General features: G+C 73.5%; 18 protein-coding genes and 2 tRNA genes. 12 read left to right on the top strand and 8 right to left on the bottom strand.

What is annotated here, in order from left to right:
- Positions 1-197: 197 nt before the first annotated feature.
- From AB0903_RS10565 to AB0903_RS10555, 3 genes are all read left to right on the top strand, one after another.
- Entirely contained in the window at positions 198-1,397 is a 1,200-nt protein-coding gene (locus tag AB0903_RS10565; protein WP_366701094.1) for a helix-turn-helix domain-containing protein, read from the top strand.
- Positions 1,398-1,565: 168 nt separating this feature from the next.
- Positions 1,566-2,168: an oligoribonuclease gene (gene orn, locus AB0903_RS10560; protein ID WP_366701092.1), complete on the top strand. Its 603-nt coding sequence runs from the start codon at positions 1,566-1,568 to the stop codon at positions 2,166-2,168.
- Positions 2,169-2,263: 95 nt separating this feature from the next.
- Positions 2,264-2,336 (top strand) — tRNA-His (locus tag AB0903_RS10555).
- A 209-nt stretch (positions 2,337-2,545) separates the two neighbouring features.
- On the opposite strand, the gene AB0903_RS10550 is transcribed toward AB0903_RS10555, so the two are convergent.
- From AB0903_RS10550 to AB0903_RS10535, 4 genes are all read right to left on the bottom strand, one after another.
- Positions 2,546-3,595 carry a LacI family DNA-binding transcriptional regulator gene (locus tag AB0903_RS10550; protein ID WP_366701090.1) on the bottom strand — a complete coding sequence of 350 codons (1,050 nt, stop codon included), beginning with the start codon at positions 3,593-3,595 and terminating at the stop codon, positions 2,546-2,548.
- A gap of 364 nt (positions 3,596-3,959) precedes the next feature.
- Positions 3,960-5,414: a cellulose binding domain-containing protein gene (locus AB0903_RS10545; protein WP_366701088.1), complete on the bottom strand. Its 1,455-nt coding sequence runs from the start codon at positions 5,412-5,414 to the stop codon at positions 3,960-3,962.
- Between the two features lie 164 nt (positions 5,415-5,578).
- Complete coding sequence (locus AB0903_RS10540) at positions 5,579-6,976, bottom strand: HAMP domain-containing sensor histidine kinase (protein WP_366701086.1); 1,398 nt, start codon at positions 6,974-6,976, stop codon at positions 5,579-5,581.
- A 39-nt stretch (positions 6,977-7,015) separates the two neighbouring features.
- Complete coding sequence (locus AB0903_RS10535) at positions 7,016-7,714, bottom strand: response regulator transcription factor (RefSeq protein WP_366701085.1); 699 nt, start codon at positions 7,712-7,714, stop codon at positions 7,016-7,018.
- A 78-nt stretch (positions 7,715-7,792) separates the two neighbouring features.
- Between AB0903_RS10535 and AB0903_RS10530 the strand changes: the two genes are divergently transcribed.
- The gene (locus AB0903_RS10530; RefSeq protein WP_366701083.1) at positions 7,793-8,341 is read left to right on the top strand and encodes a hypothetical protein; all 549 of its coding nucleotides are present in this window, start codon (positions 7,793-7,795) and stop codon (positions 8,339-8,341) included.
- 212 nt (positions 8,342-8,553) lie between these two features.
- Here AB0903_RS10530 and AB0903_RS10525 read toward each other — a convergent pair whose 3' ends face one another.
- On the bottom strand, positions 8,554-9,417 hold the full coding sequence (locus tag AB0903_RS10525; protein WP_366701081.1) for a fused MFS/spermidine synthase: 864 nt from the start codon (positions 9,415-9,417) through the stop codon (positions 8,554-8,556).
- 94 nt (positions 9,418-9,511) lie between these two features.
- On the bottom strand, positions 9,512-9,970 hold the full coding sequence (locus AB0903_RS10520) for a hypothetical protein (protein WP_366701079.1): 459 nt from the start codon (positions 9,968-9,970) through the stop codon (positions 9,512-9,514).
- Positions 9,971-10,209: 239 nt separating this feature from the next.
- On the opposite strand from AB0903_RS10520, the gene AB0903_RS10515 reads away from it, so the two are divergent.
- Complete coding sequence (locus tag AB0903_RS10515; RefSeq protein WP_366701077.1) at positions 10,210-11,661, top strand: tetratricopeptide repeat protein; 1,452 nt, start codon at positions 10,210-10,212, stop codon at positions 11,659-11,661.
- Between the two features lie 373 nt (positions 11,662-12,034).
- On the opposite strand, the gene AB0903_RS10510 is transcribed toward AB0903_RS10515, so the two are convergent.
- Positions 12,035-12,631 carry a histidine phosphatase family protein gene (locus AB0903_RS10510; RefSeq protein WP_366701075.1) on the bottom strand — a complete coding sequence of 199 codons (597 nt, stop codon included), beginning with the start codon at positions 12,629-12,631 and terminating at the stop codon, positions 12,035-12,037.
- Between the two features lie 200 nt (positions 12,632-12,831).
- Between AB0903_RS10510 and AB0903_RS10505 the strand changes: the two genes are divergently transcribed.
- From AB0903_RS10505 to AB0903_RS10475, 7 genes are all read left to right on the top strand, one after another.
- Positions 12,832-13,710, top strand: a complete 879-nt coding sequence (locus tag AB0903_RS10505) for a phosphatase PAP2 family protein (protein ID WP_366701073.1) — start codon at positions 12,832-12,834, stop codon at positions 13,708-13,710.
- Positions 13,640-14,830 (top strand): hypothetical protein, encoded by a 1,191-nt coding sequence (locus AB0903_RS10500; RefSeq protein WP_366701071.1) that lies wholly within the window; start codon positions 13,640-13,642, stop codon positions 14,828-14,830. The genes AB0903_RS10505 and AB0903_RS10500 overlap by 71 nt, the downstream gene beginning before the upstream one ends.
- Entirely contained in the window at positions 14,821-16,479 is a 1,659-nt protein-coding gene (locus tag AB0903_RS10495; protein WP_366701069.1) for a hypothetical protein, read from the top strand. The genes AB0903_RS10500 and AB0903_RS10495 overlap by 10 nt, the downstream gene beginning before the upstream one ends.
- A 14-nt stretch (positions 16,480-16,493) precedes the next feature.
- Entirely contained in the window at positions 16,494-17,888 is a 1,395-nt protein-coding gene (locus tag AB0903_RS10490) for an AAA domain-containing protein (protein ID WP_366701182.1), read from the top strand.
- Positions 17,889-17,962: 74 nt separating this feature from the next.
- On the top strand, positions 17,963-18,301 hold the full coding sequence (locus AB0903_RS10485) for a hypothetical protein (protein ID WP_366701067.1): 339 nt from the start codon (positions 17,963-17,965) through the stop codon (positions 18,299-18,301).
- Between the two features lie 428 nt (positions 18,302-18,729).
- Entirely contained in the window at positions 18,730-19,347 is a 618-nt protein-coding gene (locus AB0903_RS10480; protein WP_366701065.1) for a bifunctional DNA primase/polymerase, read from the top strand.
- Positions 19,338-19,411, top strand: a tRNA-Lys gene (locus tag AB0903_RS10475). Before AB0903_RS10480 ends, AB0903_RS10475 begins: the two co-directional genes overlap by 10 nt.
- A 79-nt stretch (positions 19,412-19,490) precedes the next feature.
- Here AB0903_RS10475 and AB0903_RS10470 read toward each other — a convergent pair.
- Positions 19,491-20,750, bottom strand: coding sequence for a M6 family metalloprotease domain-containing protein (locus AB0903_RS10470; RefSeq protein WP_366701063.1), 1,260 nt, complete (start codon positions 20,748-20,750; stop codon positions 19,491-19,493).
- Positions 20,751-20,796: the final 46 nt, after the last annotated feature.

The raw sequence follows: 20,796 nt of genomic DNA, 5'->3' as shown, positions 1-20,796 counted from the left end.
TCGAATGCATCCCGCCAAGTTGCCATGTCGACATAGCGGGGCATCCCGAACGTGTCACGCCGACACCACGGGACGCAGTAGATTCGATCATGAGTATCGAAGGCCGGGGGGACTCGTGCGGAACCGAGGGGAAACGTGCAGGAGCGAAAGGCCAGAAACGAACGGGGAGACGCGTACTTCGAGGGGGGTTTAGCGTCATGAGTCAGGACTCCGCCGCGCCGGAGACGGCACGGAAGCTGTCCGGGCGCCGGCGACGGGAAGTCGTCGCCGTGTTGCTGTTCAGCGGCGGCCCTATATTCGAAAGTTCCATCCCACTCTCGGTGTTCGGAATTGACCGTCAGGACGCCGGAGTTCCCCGCTACCGCCTGCTGGTGTGCGGGGGCGAGGACGGTCCGCTGCGGACAACCGGCGGCCTGGAACTGACCACACCGTACGGCCTCGAGGCGATCAGCAGAGCAGGCACCGTCGTCGTGCCCGCCTGGCGCTCGATCACCTCGCCGCCACCGCCCGAGGCGCTCGACGCGCTGCGCCGGGCACATGAGGAAGGCGCCCGTATCGTCGGCCTGTGCACCGGGGCGTTCGTCCTGGCCGCGGCCGGCCTGCTCGACGGGCGCCCGGCCACCACCCACTGGATGTACGCGCCGACGCTGGCCAAGCGCTACCCGTCCGTGCATGTGGATCCGCGGGAGCTGTTCGTCGACGACGGTGATGTGCTCACGTCCGCGGGCACGGCGGCCGGAATCGACCTCTGCCTGCACATCGTGCGTACCGACCACGGCACGGAGGCGGCCGGGGCGCTCGCCCGCAGGCTCGTCGTCCCGCCGCGGCGCAGCGGCGGTCAGGAGCGCTATCTCGACAGGTCTTTACCGGAGGAAATCGGCTCGGACCCGCTGGCCGAGGTCGTGTCCTGGGCACTGGAACACCTCCACGAGCAGTTCGACGTGGAGACGCTGGCCGCACGTGCGTACATGAGCAGGCGCACCTTCGACCGGCGGTTCCGCTCGCTGACCGGCTCCGCCCCGCTGCAGTGGCTGATCACCCAGCGGGTGCTGCAGGCGCAGCGACTGCTCGAGACCTCGGACTACTCGGTCGACGAGGTCGCCGGCCGCTGCGGCTTCCGCTCCCCGGTGGCACTGCGCGGGCATTTCCGGCGGCAGCTGGGGTCCTCCCCGGCCGCCTACCGGGCCGCGTACCGGGCCCGCCGCCCCCAGGGCGATCCGGACCGGACGCCGATGGTGGACGCCATGGTGCCCGCACAGGCGGGCCCGGGGCCCAGGCGCACCCCGGCCGGGGCCGCGGCCATCGCGGCGGCCGCCGACCTGGGCAAACCGGCCCCGGAGGCGTACGCGGCAGGTCACGGCCGTCCGAGCCTGCCCGGACCGCGCAGCGCACCCTAGAGCGCGCGGTCACCGGCTCGACCCGGCCCGGCCGGGACGTCCCTCGCACAGGGCGGCGTCCCGGCCGGGCCGGCGGCGTTCACGGGCGGACCGCACGAGCCGACGGCGTCACGAGCCGGACCGCACGGGCCGGGAACGCGGCGCCGACACCCCCGTAAGGTAGGGCGCATGAACGATCGCATGGTGTGGATCGACTGCGAGATGACCGGGCTCTCGCTGACGGACGACGCACTCATCGAGGTGGCCGCACTGGTCACCGACTCGGAACTGAACGTACTCGGCGAAGGCGTGGACATCGTGATCCGCCCGCCGGACGCGGCGCTCGAGACGATGCCGGAAGTGGTGCGCCGGATGCACACCGCCTCCGGCCTCCTCGACGCCCTGGCGGGCGGCACGACCCTCGCGAACGCCGAGGAGCAGGTCCTCGCCTACGTCCGCGAGCACGTCAAGGAACCCGGCAAGGCTCCGCTGTGCGGCAACTCGGTCGGCACCGACCGCGGCTTCCTGTTCCGCGACATGCCGACGCTGGAGAGCTACCTCCACTACCGGATCGTCGACGTCTCCTCGGTCAAGGAGCTGGCACGCCGCTGGTACCCGCGGGCGTACTTCAACAGCCCGGAGAAGAGCGGCAACCACCGGGCGCTGGCCGACATCCGCGAGTCCATCGCCGAGCTCCGCTACTACCGCGAGGCGGTTTTCGTCCCGCAGCCCGGGCCCGACTCCGAGACGGCGAAGGCCATCGCGGCCAAACACGTGCTGCCCGCCCAGTAGCACCGGGGCTCGGCGCCCACGGAAAACGCGGGCGCGAGCACCCTCTCGGACCCTGTACACTTTTTCTCGGCCGGTCGGGAAAGCGACCGGTCGTGGTGGGTATAGCTCAGCTGGTAGAGCACCTGGTTGTGGTCCAGGATGTCGCGGGTTCGAGTCCCGTTACTCACCCTGAATGATCAAGGCCCGGCCTGCACAAACAGGCCGGGCCTTCGTCATGCCCGGAACGTCGGGAACACCGCGGGGACAGAGCCCGAACGACCGCGGGAACACAGCCCCGCCTCGTCCGCTCAACACGTCTCCCATGGTCCGGGCCCTGCGTCCCCGAGCCGGTCGCCCCCTGACGTGTGCCTTGTGACGGCGGGGGCGCGCCACCGCCGTCACGACGAGTCGCGCACCACCAGTTCGGTGGGCAGCACGATCTGGGGGCGTTCCGAGGACGGCTGCGCGATCTCCTGGAGCAGGACCCGCGCCATGGTGCGCCCCATCTCCTCCGTCGGCTGGCGCACGCTGGTGAGCGCCGGGTCCATGTGGCGGGCCACCGCCGAGTCGTCGAAGCCGATGAGGGCCACGTCGTCCGGTATACGGCGGCCCGACTCGCGCAGTACGTGCCGCGCGCCGGAGGCCATGACGTCGGAGGCGGCGAAGACGGCGTCGAGGTCGGGGCGGGCCTCGATCAGTGCGCGCATGGCGAGCCGGCCGCCCTGCTCGGTGAAGTCGGCCACCGCCGTCAGCCGCGGGTCGTCGTCGAGACCCGCCTCGACGACGGCGGAGCGATAGCCGTCCAGCCGGCGCTCGGCGCCGTACACGTCCAGCGGGCCCGTGATCGTCGCGACGGTGCGGCGCCCCCGGGCCGCCAGATGCGCCACCGCCGCCCGCGCGCCCTCGAAGTTGTCCGAGTCGACCGCGGCCAGCGTCTCGTCGGCCGCGCGGCGGCCGCTGATCACCACGGGGATCGACAGCTGCTCCAGCAGGTCCGGCAGCGGGTCCCCGGCGTGCATCGAGACCAGCAGCACGCCGTCGACCCGGTGCGCGGCCAGGTACTGGGCGAGCGTCTTGCGCTCCCGGTCGTTGCCGGCCAGCGTCAGCAGCAGCTGCATCTCGGTGTCGGCGAGCGCCGCGCCGACCCCGCGCACCATCTCGGAGAAGTACGGCTCCGCGAAGAAGCGGTCCTCGGGCTCGGGAACGACGAGCGCGATCGCGTCCGTGCGGTTTCCGGCGAGCGCACGGGCCGCCCGGTTCGGTACGTAGCCCAGCTCCGCGACGGCCGCCTCGACCAGGGCGCGGGTCTCCTGGCTGACCCGTGGCGAGCCGTTGATCACCCGGGAGACCGTGCCGCGTCCGACGCCCGCCCGGGCGGCCACCTGCTCGAGCGTGGGCAGGCCGGTGGCACGTCCCCCGCTGCTCCCCTCGCGGATGGTCCGAGACATCGTGTCCGCCTCCCCAGGCTGCCCAGGCGGAGAACATAACGTGTTCGAGGCCCTCGGTACCCCGCTTCCCGGACGACGATCCGGCGGAATTGCGCATGGGAGCGCTCCCGGGCTCTGTTGTGCCGTGCCGTACGGAAGCCGCAGGTCACCGGCAGGCCGTGACCGGCCGCGCCGGCGTGCCCGGCACGCTCCGCCCCCGGCCGGCCGCCTGTCGTACCCGGCCCGGCACCGGCACCGCGGCAGCGCTCCGGCGGGGACACGCGGGCCCGCAGCATGCCGACGCGGCGGCGCCCCGGTCGGGTGGGGGCCGGCCGGGGCGCCGCCCGTGGGGGGCGGGAGGGGTGGCTACGTGCGGGAGGAGGGGCTACTTGTACGCGGCGAAGGCCCTCGTGAAGGCCAACGGCTCCTGCGGGATCGAGCTGCACGTCGCATCCGCCGCCGGCTTCTGCCCGCCCGCACACTGCTTGTCCCGCGTGGAGGACCACATCGACAGCCACGCCAGGTCCTTCGACTCGGCGAACGTCACCAGCTGCCTGGCGTCCTCCACCGTGAAGATCTCCGTCACGACGTCATTGACGCCGATCATCGGCGTGACCGCGACCGTCTGCCAGGCGGCCGCGTCGGAGAGGCCCAGCACGCCCTTGAGCTGCGCCTGCGTCGCGGTGGCCGCCGACATCGCGTAGTCGCCCATGTCGCCGCTGTACGCCGGGCCGTAGTCCATCGCCATGATGTTGACCGCGTCGACCCGGACGCCGTTCTTCTTCGCGTCGGCGATCAAATCGACGCCCGGCTGGGTGAGGCCCTCCGGCATGACGGGCAGGGTGAAGGAGACGTCGAGTTCCGGGTGGGACTTCTGGAGCCGCGCGATCGCCTGGGAGCGCCGCGTGTTGGCGGCGGCGTCGGGCAGTGCCGCGCCCTCGATGTCGAAGTCGACCTTGGTGAGTCCGTAGGTGTCGACGACCTTGCCGTAGGCCCTCGCCAGGTCGTCCGCGGAGGAGCAGTTCAGCGCCAGTTCGTGTCCCGCCGCGCCGCCGAAGGAGACGCGGACGTCGCCGCCCTCGGCGCGCAGGGCGCCGATCTGGGACGCGACCTTGTCGTCCGCGAGGTCCGTCACGCCGCCCCAGAGGGGGGCGCAGCCGCCACCGGAGGTGATGAAGGCGAGGTTGAACTCCTTGACGCCCGTCTTCGCGGCAGTGTCCAGCATGTCGTAGGCGGGGTGGAGGGAGGTGTCGATGTACGGCGCGTAGCGCCCGGCCGCGCCCGGCTTCGGCGTCTCGGCCGGCGGGGACGTCGGAGTCGCGGTGGGCTTCGGCGTCTGTGAAGGGGGCGCCGTGGGCGTCGGCTGCTCCGTCGGCCGTCCGCTCGGCTGCGGCGTCGCGCCGTCGTCGACCGAGCACGCGGCCTCGTTGATGCGGCAGGACGTCGGGTCGGCGGCCTCCCCGTTCGCGGAGGTGACGAAGCCGACGGTGACCGACGCGCCGGGCGCCAGGGTCTTGTTCCAGCCCGCGGGCCTGACCGTGACGTGCCGGCCGTCCACGGTGTGCTCGCCGTTCCACAGTGAGCCGATCTTCGTCCCGGCGGGCAGGTCGAACTCGAGCGTCCAGTCGGTCTGCGCCGCGCCCGTCTCGTTGGTGATGACGTACCGGCCCGTGTAACCGCCTTCCCAGGCGCTGGTCCTGGTGTACGCGGCGCCCACCGACGCGGCCTGCGCGGTGCCGGTGAGGAAGATCGCGGCGCCGCCGGTCACCGCGGTCACGACGACCGCGCCGACCGCCCTGGTCCTGACGCTCGCCCTGCGCCGGTGCGTGCTGCTGCCCATCGCGTGCCTGCCTCTGCGTTACGGAGTCGGGGGTGGTGCGCTGCACGCTAGCGGCCCCGAACCGGACAAATGACCGATCAGGGGCGGCGGTCGGTGTTCTTAGGGCGCGCTTAAGGGAGGCATCGGAAGCGATTAATGATGGCCGGCGACCCCGGTCCGGACGACTACCGGAGTGCCGCCTTCCGCCGACGCTGCACACGTCCCCGGCGCCGTCCCCGCCGGTCGCCCGCGGCTGCTTCGCGCGGGTCGAGACCGATCCAGATCCGTACCTCGGTGCCGCCGAGCACCGAACTGCCGATCCGTACGTCGCCGCCCGTGGACTCCGCGACCCGGCGCACGATGTCCAGCCCGAGCCCGGTCGAGCCCTCCCTCGCCCCGCTGTTGCCGCGGGCCATCGCGGCCGCCGGGTCGGCGATGCCGGGGCCCGCGTCCGAGACCAGGACGATGACCGCGTCGTCGCCGTTGTGCACGTCGACGGAGAAGGCCGTGCCCTCGGGCGTGTGGCGGAAGACGTTGCCGAGCAGCGCGTCGAGCGCGGCGGCCAGTTCGGGGCGGGCGACCGGGATGCGTACGGGCCGGTCCACCCCGGCGAGCCGGATCTTGCGGCCCTCGTCCTCCGCGAGCGCCGACCAGAACCCCATCCGCTCGCGGACCACCTCGGAGACGTCGCAGCCGGCGCCCGGTCCGGCCGCCGCGGTCTGCGGCTTGGCCTCGCGGGCGGTGCGGATGATGGTGTCGACCTCGCGCTCCAACTGGGCGACGGCCGCCCGCGTCTGCTCGGCGGCGGCGCTGTCTCCCAACGACGCCGCGTTCAGCCGCAGCACGGTCAGCGGTGTGCGCAGCCGGTGCGACAGGTCGGCGGCCAGTTCGCGCTCGTTGGCCAGGAGCTGGACCACCTGGTCGGCCATGGAGTTGAACGCGACGGCCGCGGACCGCAGTTCGGGCGGGCCCTCCTCGGGGACGCGCGCCCCGAGCCTGCCCTCCCCCAGATCGTGCGCGGCACCCGCGAGCCGCTGCGCCGGCTCCACCATCCGTACGCCCAGCCGGTCGGCGACCGCGACGGAGCCGACGATCAGCGCGATACCGACCCCCGCGAGGACGAGCCAGGCGGTGTCGACGCCGTTGGAGACCTCGCCCTCCGGTACGAAGATCTCGACGACGGCGATCTGGCCGGTGCCGATCGCCGTCGGCTGCAACAGGACCGAGCCGCCGGACACCTCGGCGATCGAGGCGCGGCCGATCCGCTCGACGGTGGCCAGGTCCTTCTTGGCCGCACGGCGCTTGCCGATCTCCAGCGGCAGGCCGCCCGGTTCGCCGGAGGCCGGGATGTGCACGGCCATCCGGCCGACCGCGCCGGCGGGCGTGGACTCGACGGCCCGCTCCAGCATGCGGCGTTCGGTGGTGACGGTCAGGGTGGGGCCGATGGTCGCCGCCTGCCGTTCGGCGTTGGAGAAGGCGCGGTCGCGGGCCATCTCCTTGATGACGATGCCCAGCGGGAGCGCGAAGGCGAGTACGACCATCACCGTGACGGCCAGTGAGACCTTGACGAGCGCCCATCTCATGACCGGTGTCCTTCGCTCATGGCCGGTGTCCTGCGTCGCTCACGCCCACTGCCCGTTCGGCGGCTCGAGCTTCACTCCCACTCCGCGCAGCGTGTGCAGATAGCGCGGCTGTGCCGCCGTCTCGCCGAGCTTGCGGCGCAGCCAGCTCAGATGGACGTCGATGGTCTGGTCGTCGCCGTAGCTCTGCTGCCAGACCTCGGCGAGCAGTTCCTTGCGGGGCACGACGACTCCGGGCCGGCCGGCGAGGAAGGCCAGCAGGTCGAACTCCCTTCGGGTGAGGTCCAGTCGGGCTCCGTCCAACTCGGCCTGGCGGCGCAGCGGGTCGATGGACAGCCCGCCGACCTGGATCACGCGGGAGGGCGGGGCCTCGCCCGCCGCCCGGGAACGGCGCAGCACGGCCGCCATCCTGGCCGACAGGTGCTCGACGGAGAACGGCTTGGTCAGATAGTCGTCGGCACCGTCGTTGAGCAGCCGTACGATCTCCGTCTCGTCGTCCCGCGCGGTCGCGATGATCACGGGTACGTCGGTGATGCCACGGAGCATCTTCAGAGCCTCCGCGCCGTCCAGATCGGGCAGACCGAGGTCCAGAACGACCACGTCGAACCGGATATGAGCCACCTCGCGCAGCGCCTCGAGGGCCGTGCCGACGCTCCGTACCGTGTGGGATGCCTCGGTCAAGTGCCGTATGAGGGCGGATCGCACGAACTGGTCGTCCTCGACCACGAGCACACTTGCCATGGGCGGCACCGTACGCCATCCGGGGGACACCGGTCCGCCCCCGCCCGTCCGGGACAACGCCGGGGCGGGTGGTGCACTATGGCCCGGATGCATCGAGGACTCGTACATGCCATGGCGTGGTCGCTGTCCACCGGCGCGGCGGTGACGCTGTCGTGGTGGGGCGTCCACACGGTCATGGCCGGAACCGCGTACGACCGGCCGCGCGCACTGCCCATCACGGCGCAGAACCCGACGGCCGAGGCGGCGCGGCCGCAGGCGTCGTCGACGGCCCGGCCGCCGAGCCGGTCCCCCTCGGCGTCCCCGTCGCCGTCGCGTCCCCCGAGCAAGCGCCCACCGGCCACCCCGTCGGACTCGGCGGCGAAGACCGGCCCGCCCGAGGAGTCCCCCGCGGCGCCGCCGACGTCCGGGGACGTGAAGGGCTACAACGTCAAGGGCGGCCGGGTCGTCTTCGACATCGGAGACGAATCCGCGGAGCTGGTTTCCGCGACTCCGGCGGCGGGCTGGCAGATGCAGGTGTGGAAGCAGCCGACGTGGATCCGGGTCACGTTCACGCAGGACGGGCACGAGGTGTCGGTGTTCTGCACCTGGAACGGGCATCCGCCGATGGTCCAGTTCGACGAGCGCTGAAGCGGAGGCGGGGAGAGCCGGAGGCGCGGAGAACCGGAGGCGCGGAGAACCGGAGGCGCGGAGAACCGGAGGCGGGGAGGAGCCCGAACAGCCGGATCTGAGGCGCGGCGGAGCCCGAGCAGCCGGATCTGAGGCGCGGCGGAGCCCGAGCAGGGGACCTGAGGCACGGAGGAGCCCGAGCAGCCGGAGCAGGGGCGGCGCGGGTCAGTCTCTCAGCGGAAGGCGGCCGGCGGCGGTACGGGCGACGGCTTGGCGCGCGCGTCGGAAACCGGCGCAGCTCCGCCGGTGAAGTCGGCCAGCGCGCGCCCGTGTTCGACACGGCCGGCGAACGGGTCGCTCGCCACCCGGCGGGTGAACTCGGCGACCGGCAGCGCGGCCTCCGACGCCAGCAGCACGGCGTTGCCGAAGCGGCGGCCGCGCAGCACGGTCGGGTCCGCGGCGAGCGCGAGTTCGGGGAAGACGGCGGCGACCGTGGCGATCTGAGCCCGCAGGTGCGTGAGCGGCGGCCCGTCGGCGATGTTGGCGGCGTAGCAGCCGCCGGGCCTCATCGCCCTGCGTACCTCCGCGACGAACTCCGTGCTGGTCAGATGGGCCGGGGTGCGCGCACCGCTGAACACGTCCGCGATCACCAGGTCCGCCCAGCCGTCCGGTACCTTCGCCAACCCGGCCCGGGCGTCGAGCGACCGCACCCGTATCCGGGCGCCGGGGTCCACGGGGAGTCGTTCCCGGACGAATTGGACGAGAGCGGCGTCGAGCTCGACGACCTGCTGGGTGGAGCGGGGGCGGGTGGCGGCGACGTACCGGGCGAGGGTGAAGGCACCGCCGCCGAGGTGCACGACGTGCAACGGCTGTCCGGCGGGCGCGGCGAGATCCACCGCGTGGCCGAGCCTGCGCTGGTACTCGAAGGACAGGTGGGCCGGGTCGTCGAGATCCACGTGCGACTGCGGAGCACCGTCGAGGAGCAGCGTCCAGCCGTGCGGGCGGTCGCGGTCGGGTATCAGCTCCGCGAGCCCGCCGTCCACGGCCGCGACGACGGTCTCTGCGCCACCGCCCCCACGCCGCCTGTTCTTCGCCACGTGCCCATTATCGCCCGGCCGCGGGGGCGACGCGTCCGGGCGGCCGGGGGCGCGGCCGCCGTCGCGCTCTTGGGGAAAGCCGCAGGTCCGGCGGTCAGCGGCAGTTGTCCGCCGCCGCGATCAGGCGGGCCGCCTCACCGAGCGCCTTCCGCAGGACCGCCGGGTCCGTGACGGCATCGGATTCGTCGCCGGGCGGCAGCAGCCAGCCGGAGCCGGTGACCGGCGGCTCCGGCGGAACGCGCAGGCCCCGGCCCGACGTCTTCGTGCACGCGCTGCCCGGCAGGTCCCAGGCGTCGGCGGTGCCCGGCGGGACGAGGAAGCCGAGGGTGTCGCACGCCCCGTCGTGGAGCACCGGGCCGACCGCGGGCGCGGCGGCACGGCGCAGGATGTCGACCGCCTCGAGACCCTGCCGGGCGGGGACGGTCACCAGGTCGCAGGGGACCGCGGCCCCTGCGGAGCCCGCCCTCCCCACCGCGCCGCGCGTGTGCGGTGCACTGCTGTCCGCGCTGGGCAGGTGCCCGGCCGTGGTCGAGGGCGTCGCGCTGGTCTCCATGCCGACCTCCAACAAGAAGATCCCCTCCTCGCTCGAGTGGAGACACGTGACGCGTCTCCGTACGGTTCAACGCCCGTGCGCGTCAACGGCTACGGCAGCACGCCGCCGCAAAGGATGGCAGTTCATGGCAGATCGTCGACGAGATGTCCCTTTTGTTGCCAAACCCCGTGTGAGGCCGCTCTCACAGCAGGTACGTTCTTGCCCGCCGGAACCCGGCCGCACCAAGAGAGGGCTCGGCCATGGCGTCATCGTCCAAGGCATCACGGGCAGTTGCCCCTCCCGTACCCAACCTGGCCTTCCGCCGACTGCGGGGACACCGCTCGCCGAACGAGTTCGCGACGGTCGTACGCCGTGCCGCACGCGAGATCGGCGAGCAGGTGTCCTGCGACGCGCGCTACATCGGCCGGGTCGAGTCGGGCGAGATCCGTTGCCCGAACTACGCGTACGAGCGGGTGTTCCTGCACATGTTCCCCGGCCTCGCGCTGACGGACATGGGCTTCACGGCCCGGGAACAGGTGCGGGGGCGCGGCGCGCGGAACCGGGCGGGGACCGTGTCCGCGTCCGGGCGGCCGCCCCGTCCGCCACAGGCGCCGGACGGGGCGGGGGAACCGGCCGCCCACCCGAACCACCATCCCTGCTGCAGCTTGCCCCTGGGCAGTGGCGCAGGTGACAGCGACGAGGAGAGCGACGTGCTGCGTCGCGCATTCATGACAAGCGGCTCCGCCACGGTGGCGGCCGCGTCCCTGGGACCGGGAGCCGTGTCCGTGTCCGTACCCGGCCGGCCACGGGTCGGCGAGACGGAGGTCCGCGCCGTCGAGGAGGCCGTGCGCCGCATCCGCCTTCTCGACGACCGGCACGGCGCCGCCGGTCTCTACCGGCAGGCGGCCAAGCCGCTGCGGGCCGCCTACGCGCTGCTCGACGCCGGCACGACGGCCCGCAGATCGACGGAGGAACGGCTGCACGCGGGCGCCGGGGAACTCGCCATCTCCGTCGGCTGGCTCGCCCACGACTCGGGCCGCTTCGAGGACGCCCGCTCCCACTACGCCGAGGCGCTGGCGACTGCCCGGGTCGCCGGCGACCCGGGCCTGGAGGCCCACGCGTTCTGCAACACCTCGTTCCTGGCCCGGGACGCGGGGCGGCCACGGGAGGCCGTACGCACCGCGCAGGCCGGCCAGCGGGCGGCCCGGCAGGTGGCCTCGCCGCGCCTGCTGTCCCTGCTAGCGCTGCGGGAGGCGGGCGGCTGGGCGGGGCTCGGCGACCGGGCGAGCTGCGAGCAGTCGCTGGCACGGGCGCACGCGTACTTCGCGCGGGGCGCGTCGAGTACGGACCCGGAGTGGATGTCGTTCTTCGCCGAACCGGAACTGGAGGCGCTCCAGGCCCAGTGCTGGTCGGCACTGGGCGAATGGTCCCGCGCGGCACGCCACGCCCAGCGGGCGGCGACGCTGCAGGACCGCCGCTTCACACGCAACCTGGCGCTCTACCGGGCCGAGCTGGCCGCGGACCTGGCGCGGGCGGGTGCGCCCGACGAGGCGGCGGTGGCGGGCGAGCAGGTGCTCGACCTGCTGGGCGAGGTGCGGTCGTCACGGATCGAGTCGATGCTGGCGGACACGGCGAAGGTTCTGCGGCCGCACGGCCGGACGCCGGCGGTGGCGTCGTTTCTCCGTCGCCGGACGACACCGCATCCGGCCTGACGGCGCGCCGGGGCGGGGGCCGGGACGCCGGCGCGGTCGCCGGGGCCGGGGACGCTGCGCGGGGCTTGTCCCCCACCCGCCCCTTCCCGAACCGGGGCTCTGCCCCGGACCCCCTCGCCTCAACCTCCCCCTACGGCCTGGCAGCTGTGCGTGGGGTACCTCCGACGGCCGCCAGGCGGTGGGAGGAGTGCCCCCAGCGAGGCTGACTCAGTCAGCCCGTCCGGCGATTGAGGACACCGCGCGAGGCGCGGTACGGGTCCGGGCGGAGCCCGGTTCGGGAAGGTGGGGGTTCCCTCGTGGCCGCCAGGCCGCAGGGGGAGGGAAGAGGAGGAACAGCCCGCCGCAGGCGCCACGCAGCCGCGGCGCACCCCCGTCAGCCCTCCTGGTGGCCCGTGTCGTTCCAGCGCTCGATCGCCGGCTCGCCGTACGCCCACCCCAGCACCGACAGGCTCGTCGGGTCGAGCCGGATGCGCGCGCCGAAGGAGATGTCCTCGCCCAGCCAGCGCGCGCCCAGCGAGCGCAGGATGTGCCCGTGGGCGAAGACCAGCACGTCGCGGTCGGCGGAGCGGGCCCACTCGACGACCTCGTCCACGCGGGCGGAGACGTCCGCGAGGCTCTCGCCCTCGGGCGCGCCGTCGCGCCACAGCAGCCAGCCCGGCCGGACCGCGTGAATCTCGGGCGGGGTCATGCCCTCGTACGCCCCGTAGTCCCATTCCATCAGCGCGTCCCAGGGCCGCGCCCGCTCACCGAAACCCGCGAGCGCGCAGGTCTCGCTCGCCCGCACCAGCGGGCTGGTGCGGACCTCGACGCCCTCGAGTCCGGACCAGGGCGCGCGGCGCAGCCGCTCACCGAGCAGCTTGGCGCCGCGCCGGCCCTCTTCGAGCAGGGGGATGTCCGTCCTGCCGGTGTGTCTGCCCAGCAGGGACCATTCGGTCTGGCCGTGCCGGGCGAGCAGGATCCGCGGTGCCATGGGTGGCTCTCCTGAAGTTCACGATCGAATGTCGTCCCATCATCCCGCACGTGAATGACAGGCAACCTGCCGGTCGATCTCGGCGTCCCCATCCCAGTGCACGTGATCGCGCCCGACGACCATGAGCACGACCACGACCACGACCGAGCGCCGACCACGACCGAGCGACCGGCCACGACCACCGAGACGGAGACTGACGGATGCCGCGGACCGCACCTCTCCACCGGCCGCGCTGGTGGACCGAGCTGCTGCTGATCGCCGTCGTCTACGCCGCGTACTCGGGCGGGCGGCTCCTCGCCCGCGGCGACGTCTCGACGGCGGTCGGCCACGGCCTTGCGATACTCCGGGCCGAGAAGGCGCTCCTGCTCAACGCCGAGCATCCGCTGAACCGTCTCTTCACGGATGTCCCCGCGATCGGCATACCCGCCGACTTCGTCTACGCGTCCCTCCACTACCTGGTCACCCCGGCTCTGCTCGTGTGGCTCTTCCGCCGCCGCCCGCTCCGCTATCGCGCGGCCCGCACCTGGCTGATGGTCTCGACCCTCCTCGGGCTGGTGGGCTTCACACTGATGCCGACCTGTCCGCCCCGGCTGCTGGACGCCGGGCACGGCTTCGTCGACACGATGGCGCAGTACAGCTCGTACGGCTGGTGGGGCACGGACGCGAGCGCCCCGCGCGGTCTCGGCGCGATGACGAACCAGTACGCGGCGATGCCGAGCCTGCACGTCGGATGGGCCCTGTGGTGCGGCGTGATGCTGTGGCGGCACGGCCGTACACCGCTGCTGCGGGCCCTTGCCGTCGGCTACCCGCTGCTCACCACCATCGTGGTGATGGGCACCGCGAACCACTACTTCCTCGACGCGGTCGCCGGCGCGGCCGTGATGGGTGTGGGAGCACTGCTCACCAGGCCCGCGATGCGGTTCGCCGACCTCGTACAGAAGCGGTTCGGATTCGCTGCGACCGTCTCGAGGTCCCCTGTTGTCGGTGGCGGATGCGAGACTTCCGCGGGTGAGCGAATCCCTGGGCAGCGGACCCCCTCCGCAGGCGCCGACGACAGCACTCCGGCAGCGGCTCGCTGAGCTGCGCGGTCCTGCCGCGCAGCCCCATCCGCTCGATGCCCGCGCGCTGGCGGCGCTCGCCGTCAACCCGGGGTGCGAGCGCCGGGCTTTGCTGGACGGCGCCGGGGTGGACAAGGCGGCGCTGGCCACCGCGCTCGGTTCACCGGGGACGTTCGGGCAGTCGCAGTTCGCGTTCATGCGGGGCAACGCCTTCGAGGCGAAGGTGAAGGCGGACGGCGGCAAGGAGCTGCTGCGCCTGCTCGGTCTGGACGATCCGGCCGGTGCGCTGATGCCGGACCTGTCGGCGGCCGGGCCCGAGGGCCGCACGGCGCGTACGGCGCTGGCGCTGCGCGAGGCGACGGCGGCCGGGACGTGGACACTGCTCGACCATCCCCTGCTCGCCCTGGACGTGGCGGGCTCGCCCGCGTATCTGGAACCGGACGCGGTGGTGGTCGGCCCCGACGGCCGGTGGACGGTCGTGGAGATCAAGTCGTTCCCGATGATCGACGGGTCGGCGGACGCGTCGAAGGTCGGTGCGGCGGCCCGCCAGGCCGCGGTGTACGTACTGGCCCTGGAGCGGGTCGCCGCCGTCACCGACGACGCGCGGATCGCGCACGGCATCCTGCTGGTCTGTCCCAAGGACTTCTCCAATCTGCCGACCGCGTCCGTCGTGGACGTGCGCAAGCAGTTGTCCGTGACGCGCCGCCAGCTGGCGCGGCTGACCCGTGTCGAGGACATCGCCGCCGGGCTGCCCGAAGGGGTCACCTTCGACCTCGAGGCGTGCTCGGCCGACGAGCTGACAGCCGCCGTCGAGTCGGTCCCGCACGCGTACGCGCCCGAGTGCCTGGCCGCGTGCGAGCTGGCGTTCCACTGCCGCGACCGGGCCCGGCGGACCGGTGCGGTGGAGGCGCTGGGCCGGTCGGTCCGCGGGGAGCTGGGCGGGCTCACGACGGTGGGCGGCGTGCTGGCGGCCGCCCGCGGCGAGACGGGCGACCCGGCCGACCCGGCGGTGGCGGCGCTCCGGCGGGCCGCGGCACTGCGGACGGAGGCACTGGCCGCCGCCGCCATGGCGCAGGGAGCCGACACGGTCGGGACACACGAGGCCGCCGCCATGGCGCAGGGGGCGGGCGGATGTCGCTGATCGCCACGCTCGCCCGGCTGGAGGCCGTCGAGACCGGCCGCGCCCAGCCGCTGGCGACGGTCCGCCACCGGCGGCTGTCGACGCGTCCGATGGTGTTCGTACCGCTGACGACCGCGGGCGAGGCCGGGGCGCCACTCGGCGCGCTGGTGGGCACGGACCGCGAGGAGCCGCGGCTGCTCGTCGTGGCGCAGCCCCGTGACCGCGACCTGCGCTCGGCGTTCCTCGCCGAGCTGGCGGATGTGCTCCTTCCCTATCTGGACGGTTTCGGGGACGACGTCGAAGTCGTCGAGCGCAAGGAGGCCGACGCGGAGACCGGCAAGAAGGTCACCGTCGAGGTGGAGCTGTGCGCGGACGCCCCGCAGCTGATCGTGCCGAGCCGCGCCGGTGTGGAGTTCGTACGGCTGCTGGGCCGCTCGATGCGGTTCCGGCGGACGGCCGAGCAGGACCCGGACACGCCGTATCCGGCGCCGCCGCGGGTACCGCTGCTGGGCCGGTGGCTGACCCACTACGGCGAGCGCGCCCGCGTTCCCGGCTCCTCACTGCTGCTCGCCGCGACGGATCTGCTGAACCGCCACTGGGCGACGGGCCAGTCCTCACTGGAGGACCAGCATCTGGGCGCACTGCTCGCCTGGATCGACGTGGCGGAGGGTGAGTCGGGTGCCGAGGCGGCGCTGCGGGCCGAGTTGGGCCGCGACCGGGAGGGCATGCTGCTCTGTCCGCCGGCCGGACCGGCGACCGACCCCGTGTTCGACAACCGGCGGCTCGCACCCGCGATGGAGCGCTACGACCGGGCCCGGCAGCTGCTCGCCGCCGCCGAGGACGGGGCGAGCGCCGACGAGCGGCTGGGCGAACTGCACCGTGCGGAACGGGAGGTCCGGCGGCTGGTCGCGGACCGGATGCGGCCCACCTGGACGTCGGTGTGGCGGGCTCTCGATCTCGTACGCGAGCTTCCGGAGGGCTCCCGCGTCGAGGACCGCTGGACCCGCGACCGCTGGTCGTTCACGGCCCACCGTGACCGGGTCCGCGCCGGCGAACCGCCGCAGCCCCGGCACGACGACGCCGTGACCGCGGCACGGAAGCTCGCCGCGCGGGAGACCGCGCAGGCGCAGCTGGAGGCCCAGGAGGCACTGGACGACCCGCTGGTGCTGGCGGGCCGCCGTCTCGCGGGCGAGGCGTTCGTCTCCGAGGTGATCGACGTGGAGATGACCTGGTCCGAGTCGAAGAGGCCGAGCCCCCGCCCGCTGCTGACCGTACGGACGGACGACCGCCCGCACCTCGGCGGGCACGGCGCGCCGGGAGCCGCTCCGGCCGAGGGCGGCGGCGCGGGCCGGGCCGCGAGCCAGGACGAGGGCAGGATCAAGACGTACCGCTCGCTGGACGGCAAGCCGCAGACGGCGGAGTTCGTGCGGTACGAGGACGACGGGACGCTGGTGCTGCGGATCACCGACCGGATGGGCCGTGCCAAGGTCCCCGCGGAGGGCTCCGTACCGGTCAAGGGCGACCGGATCGCCTGGACCCTGTTCGAGCACGACCAGCGGGGCGGGCCGAAGCTGCCGGACCCGGAGGAGACGCCGTGGACCCACGGCGGTCCCCCGCGGTCCGACGCCGCCGAGCTCCCCGACCGCGTCACCCCGGAGGACCTGCTGTGACGTCCCCCCGTGAGATGCCCGCCCGTAGAACGCCCGACCGGGAGACGACCGCCCCCGTCGGGGCCGGTCGGCGGGTGCCCGACCCCGGCGCCGAGGCGGCGCGCGCGACCGCCGGCATCCTGCACGACACGCTCCACGGCTCCGCCAGGGGCGTCGTCGTCGACTCGCCGCCGGGCGCGGGGAAGTCCACCCTCGTCGTACGCGCCGCGCTCGAACTGGCCGCCGCAGGACGCCCGTTGATGGTCGTCGCGCAGACCAACGCGCAGGTCGACGACCTGGTGCTGCGGCTCGCGGAGAAGGAGCCCGGACTGCCCGTCGGCCGTCTGCACTCGAACGACTCCGACCCGTACGACAAGGCTCTCGACGGTCTGGACAACGTCCGCACGTCGGCGAAGGCGGGTGACCTCACCGGTCTGGACGTCGTCATCTCCACGGCCGCCAAGTGGGCCCATGTGCAGGGCGTCGAGCCGTGGCGGCACGCCATCGTCGACGAGGCGTACCAGATGCGCTCCGACGCCCTGCTCGCCGTGGCCGGGCTCTTCGAACGGGCCCTGTTCGTGGGCGACCCGGGGCAGCTGGACCCGTTCTCCATCGTCGGCTCCGAGCAGTGGGCCGGGCTCTCCTACGACCCGTCGGCCAGCGCGGTCTCGACGCTGCTGGCGCACAACCCGGACCTGCCGCAGCACCGCCTGCCCGTCTCCTGGCGGCTGCCGGCGTCGGCGGCGCCGCTGGTGTCCGCCGCGTTCTACCCGTACACGCCGTTCCGGAGCGGCACGGACGACGGTGACCGGCGACTGGCCTTCGGTGTGCCGTCGGACGGTTCGGGGCCCGACCGGGTCCTCGACGAGGCCGCCGAGTCGGGATGGGGCCTGTTGGAGCTGCCCGCGCGCCACACTCCGCGTACCGACCCGGAGGCGGTGCGGGCCGTGGCCCTGGTCGTGCGCCGGCTGCTGGACCGCGGGGGCGCCGCCGTCTCCGAGCGGTCCGCGGAGCCGGTGCCGCTCACCGCCGGCCGGATCGCCGTCGGTACGGCCCACCGCGACCAGGCGGCGGTGGTGCGCGCCTCGCTGGCGGAGCTGGGGGTCGCCGGCGTCACGGTCGACACCGCCAACCGGCTCCAGGGCCGGGAGTACGACGTGACCGTCGTACTCCACCCGCTGTCGGGGCGGCCGGACGCGACGGCGTTCCACCTGGAGACCGGGCGCCTGTGCGTCCTCGCCTCCCGCCACCGGCACGCGTGCATCGTCGTCTGCCGGGAAGGGGTGGAGGAGCTGCTGGACGAGCACCCGTCGACGGAGCCGGTGCAGCTGGGCGTGACGGTGAAGTTCCCGGACGGCTGGGAGGCGAACCACGCGGTGCTCGCGCATCTGGCCGAACACCGGGTGCGGTGGGACCCGGGAACGGCCTGAGACGGTCTTGCGCGGGGCGGGACAATGGAGGGCGGTCCGGGAGTGCGGGCCGTGACGCGAGGAGGAGTACGGACATGGCGGAACCGGAGCGAACGACCGAGCGCAGGGTGCGGCCTGCCCCCCTGCTGTTCGAGCCGTCGGAGGCTGCCGCCGACCCCGAGCACTTCTTCGACCTGGAGTCCATGGACGACCCCCGCGAGCTGCTGGACCGCGCGACGGAACTGACGTTGGCCTTCCGGGCGGCGACGGACCGCGCGGTCGAGTTCCAGGCCGTCGCGGCGGCCCAGCTCGCCGATCCGCGCCGCTTCGACCGGCTGACGCCGACGGACATCGGGGAGCGGGCGGGCTGGACGGAGGACTACGCCCGCAAGATGATCGACTTCGGCAGGGACCTGCTGCGCGGAGCCCACTGACCCCGCTGCCCCGGCTGCCCCCGCAGCCCTCACTGACCCCCGCAGCCCCTGCCGCCCCCGCAGCCCCTGCCGACCCGGCCGACCCCGCAGCCCCGGACGGCCGGAGACGGCCCGGCCCCGGTGCCACGGCCGCCGACGACCCGCGCCGCGGTACCGGTGTCCACCTGCTCGGCAGCTCCAAGCCACGGCGCGCCCGCCCTGCGGCAACGGGACCGCTGACGCGCCGGCACCCGGGGGAGCCCCGCGGAGCGCGAGCCGCGGCAGAGCCGTCCCGGCGCTCCACCGGCCCGGCCGCGACCGCCTCGCCGACCCCGCCGTCATATGCCAATCGAAGATGGCCGGCGAAAGATACCCCGCTGCACCCCACCCTGTCCCCGTTTCCGCGAACCAAGTGAAATTGCAGCGTCACCCACGGTAAGTCTGGATGCATGACCGCATGGCTTCGCGACCCCTCCCTCCTGCCGGACGCCGTCCCCGACGGCCACGACCACATGGCGGCCCGGGTGACGCCCCCCGGCGCGGGCTGGCTCGCCTCCGCGGAGACGTATCCGCGCTCCGCGCTCGCACAGTGGGAGAAGCGGCCCACCGCCCCCGCCGTCCTGCCGTGCGGTTCGGTCTTCGACGTGGTGAACGCGCCCGCGACGTTCGGTCGCCGGATGCTCGACCGGCTGTGGGCGGAGGGCCCGGGTTCCGGGCCCGTGGCGATGCACCGGAGCCGGATGATGCTGTTCGCCGCACCCGGCACGGCCCGGCGGCTGCCGTCGCTGCTCGACTGGGAGGAGTGGGGCGACGCCGTGCCGCCGCTGCTCTGCCACGGCACGGGCGACGCGGTGACCGTACCGCCCCTGACCCCCGCGGACGACGCCTCCGAGCCCCGCTGGCTGGTCGCGCCCGACACCCGCCGGCCCTGGCTGCCGGGCCCGGAGGTCCTGCTGTGGGCGTGTGTGCGGGCGGTACGTACGCAGGCTTCCGGAGGTGCGCGTTTATCGATTTTTCCTCCCGCAGATCAGGGTGCTAAGGTCTACGACGTCAGCAGGCGCCGCTAGCTCAGTTGGTTAGAGCAGCTGACTCTTAATCAGCGGGTCCGGGGTTCGAGTCCCTGGCGGCGCACAGACGGAAGAGGGCCCCTCGCGAAAGCGAGGGGCCCTCTTCGTGTCCGGCTCGCGTCCCCAACCTCACGGGACAGCCCTCAGGCCTTGGTGACCTTCACCGTCCACGACCCCGTCTGCGTGCGTTCCGCGACCTCCACCCGCACCCGCCCGCCCGGTGGCCCCGGCATGGTGAACGTCTCGCCGACCCGCAGCGGCGCGTCCGCGAGGGGCGGGTAGACCGACTCCTGCCGGCAGGCTTCCGTCTCCGGATGCGTGTCGACGACCTCGATGGGGCCGCCACCGGACGCGGTCTCGCCCTCCACCCGGTAGAGCAGGACTCCCTCGGTGCAGGTGTAGGAGTCGTTGCCGGTGGCGCCGCGCGCCTCGATCGCGAGCGCGGTGTGCGGTCCCGTCCGTACGACCGCCAACCGGGTTCCGATGCTGCCGCCGCGCGCGGGCGCGGCGGCGACGGGTTCGAGGGTCACCAGGTCGCCGTCCGGCCCGGAGTCGACACACCGCACCTCGGACCCGCCGAGCCAGCCGAGCTTCCACTTGTGCCAGGCGAACAGGTCGGGCGCCAGACCGAACTGGCTGCCCATGACGTCCCAGTCCCCGACGTGGGTGTCCCAGTCGCCGTGGCCGTCCACCGGCCGGTGGTAGAGGTCCGGCAGGTCGAAGACGTGGCCGGTCTCATGGGCGAGGACGTTGCGGTCCGGCGGATGGCGTTCGAAGACGGTGACGACCCGCCGGATGTCGGTGCCGTCGGCGCGCAGCGGCCGGTCGAAGTTGACGACCTTGGTCGCGTCGGAGTCGACGCCGGGCGCGTCGGGGTCGGCGACCAGGTAGACGATGTCGTACTCGGAGAAGTCGACCCGGTCGTCGGCCACGGCGACGGCGTCCCGCAGATACGCGGCCCGGTGCTCGGGCTCCCAGTCGCGCTGTATCCCGTAGGCGACCGAGGGCTTCGGCATCGGCAGCCATCGGGGCAGCGGGTGGGCGTTGAGAGTGAACGTGCCGTAGGACGCGCGCCGGAAGAAGTCGCTGGTGGCGGGGAAGTGGTCGGCGACGAGCTCCTGGGGCCGGTTCAGCGGCACGGAGTCCGGAAACGACAGGAAGACCATGACCGCGTCGAGTTCCGTGGCCGGCCGGGTGTACGCCGCGTTCCAGGTGTCGAGCCCCAGCGAGTGGTGCGCGGCCGTCCGGGGCAGTGCGCAGGGGCCGCCCATCGTGTCGGCGACCGCGGGGCCGGCCACGAGCGAGGTGGCCGTGAAGGCCATGAGAGACGTGAGTGCGGCCGCGGCGTTGCGCAGCCTTTCCACTCTCCCGGGTGTTCCCTCTGGCGACTGCTGACCCTCCACGTGGACCTCCGGCAGCGGAATACGGGATGCGCCACCCAGCCTGTGG

The organism is Streptomyces sp. NPDC048389 (assembly GCF_040706335.1).
Classification (GTDB): domain Bacteria; phylum Actinomycetota; class Actinomycetes; order Streptomycetales; family Streptomycetaceae; genus Streptomyces.
Note: the sequence above shows the minus strand (reverse complement) of the source record. Positions and strands in the feature narration are given on the sequence as shown.

Bases quoted from the DNA above. Each gene is read 5' to 3' on its own strand.
- AB0903_RS10565 (WP_366701094.1), top strand. From the start codon at position 198: ATGAGTCAGGACTCCGCCGCGCCGGAGACGGCACGGAAGCTGTCCGGG.
- orn (WP_366701092.1), top strand. From the start codon at position 1,566: ATGAACGATCGCATGGTGTGGATCGACTGCGAGATGACCGGGCTCTCG.
- AB0903_RS10550 (WP_366701090.1), bottom strand. From the start codon at position 3,595: ATGTCTCGGACCATCCGCGAGGGGAGCAGCGGGGGACGTGCCACCGGC.
- AB0903_RS10545 (WP_366701088.1), bottom strand. From the start codon at position 5,414: ATGGGCAGCAGCACGCACCGGCGCAGGGCGAGCGTCAGGACCAGGGCG.
- AB0903_RS10540 (WP_366701086.1), bottom strand. From the start codon at position 6,976: ATGAGATGGGCGCTCGTCAAGGTCTCACTGGCCGTCACGGTGATGGTC.
- AB0903_RS10535 (WP_366701085.1), bottom strand. From the start codon at position 7,714: ATGGCAAGTGTGCTCGTGGTCGAGGACGACCAGTTCGTGCGATCCGCC.
- AB0903_RS10530 (WP_366701083.1), top strand. From the start codon at position 7,793: ATGGCCCGGATGCATCGAGGACTCGTACATGCCATGGCGTGGTCGCTG.
- AB0903_RS10520 (WP_366701079.1), bottom strand. From the start codon at position 9,970: ATGGAGACCAGCGCGACGCCCTCGACCACGGCCGGGCACCTGCCCAGC.
- AB0903_RS10515 (WP_366701077.1), top strand. From the start codon at position 10,210: ATGGCGTCATCGTCCAAGGCATCACGGGCAGTTGCCCCTCCCGTACCC.
- AB0903_RS10510 (WP_366701075.1), bottom strand. From the start codon at position 12,631: ATGGCACCGCGGATCCTGCTCGCCCGGCACGGCCAGACCGAATGGTCC.
- AB0903_RS10505 (WP_366701073.1), top strand. From the start codon at position 12,832: ATGCCGCGGACCGCACCTCTCCACCGGCCGCGCTGGTGGACCGAGCTG.
- AB0903_RS10495 (WP_366701069.1), top strand. From the start codon at position 14,821: ATGTCGCTGATCGCCACGCTCGCCCGGCTGGAGGCCGTCGAGACCGGC.
- AB0903_RS10490 (WP_366701182.1), top strand. From the start codon at position 16,494: ATGCCCGCCCGTAGAACGCCCGACCGGGAGACGACCGCCCCCGTCGGG.
- AB0903_RS10485 (WP_366701067.1), top strand. From the start codon at position 17,963: ATGGCGGAACCGGAGCGAACGACCGAGCGCAGGGTGCGGCCTGCCCCC.
- AB0903_RS10480 (WP_366701065.1), top strand. From the start codon at position 18,730: ATGACCGCATGGCTTCGCGACCCCTCCCTCCTGCCGGACGCCGTCCCC.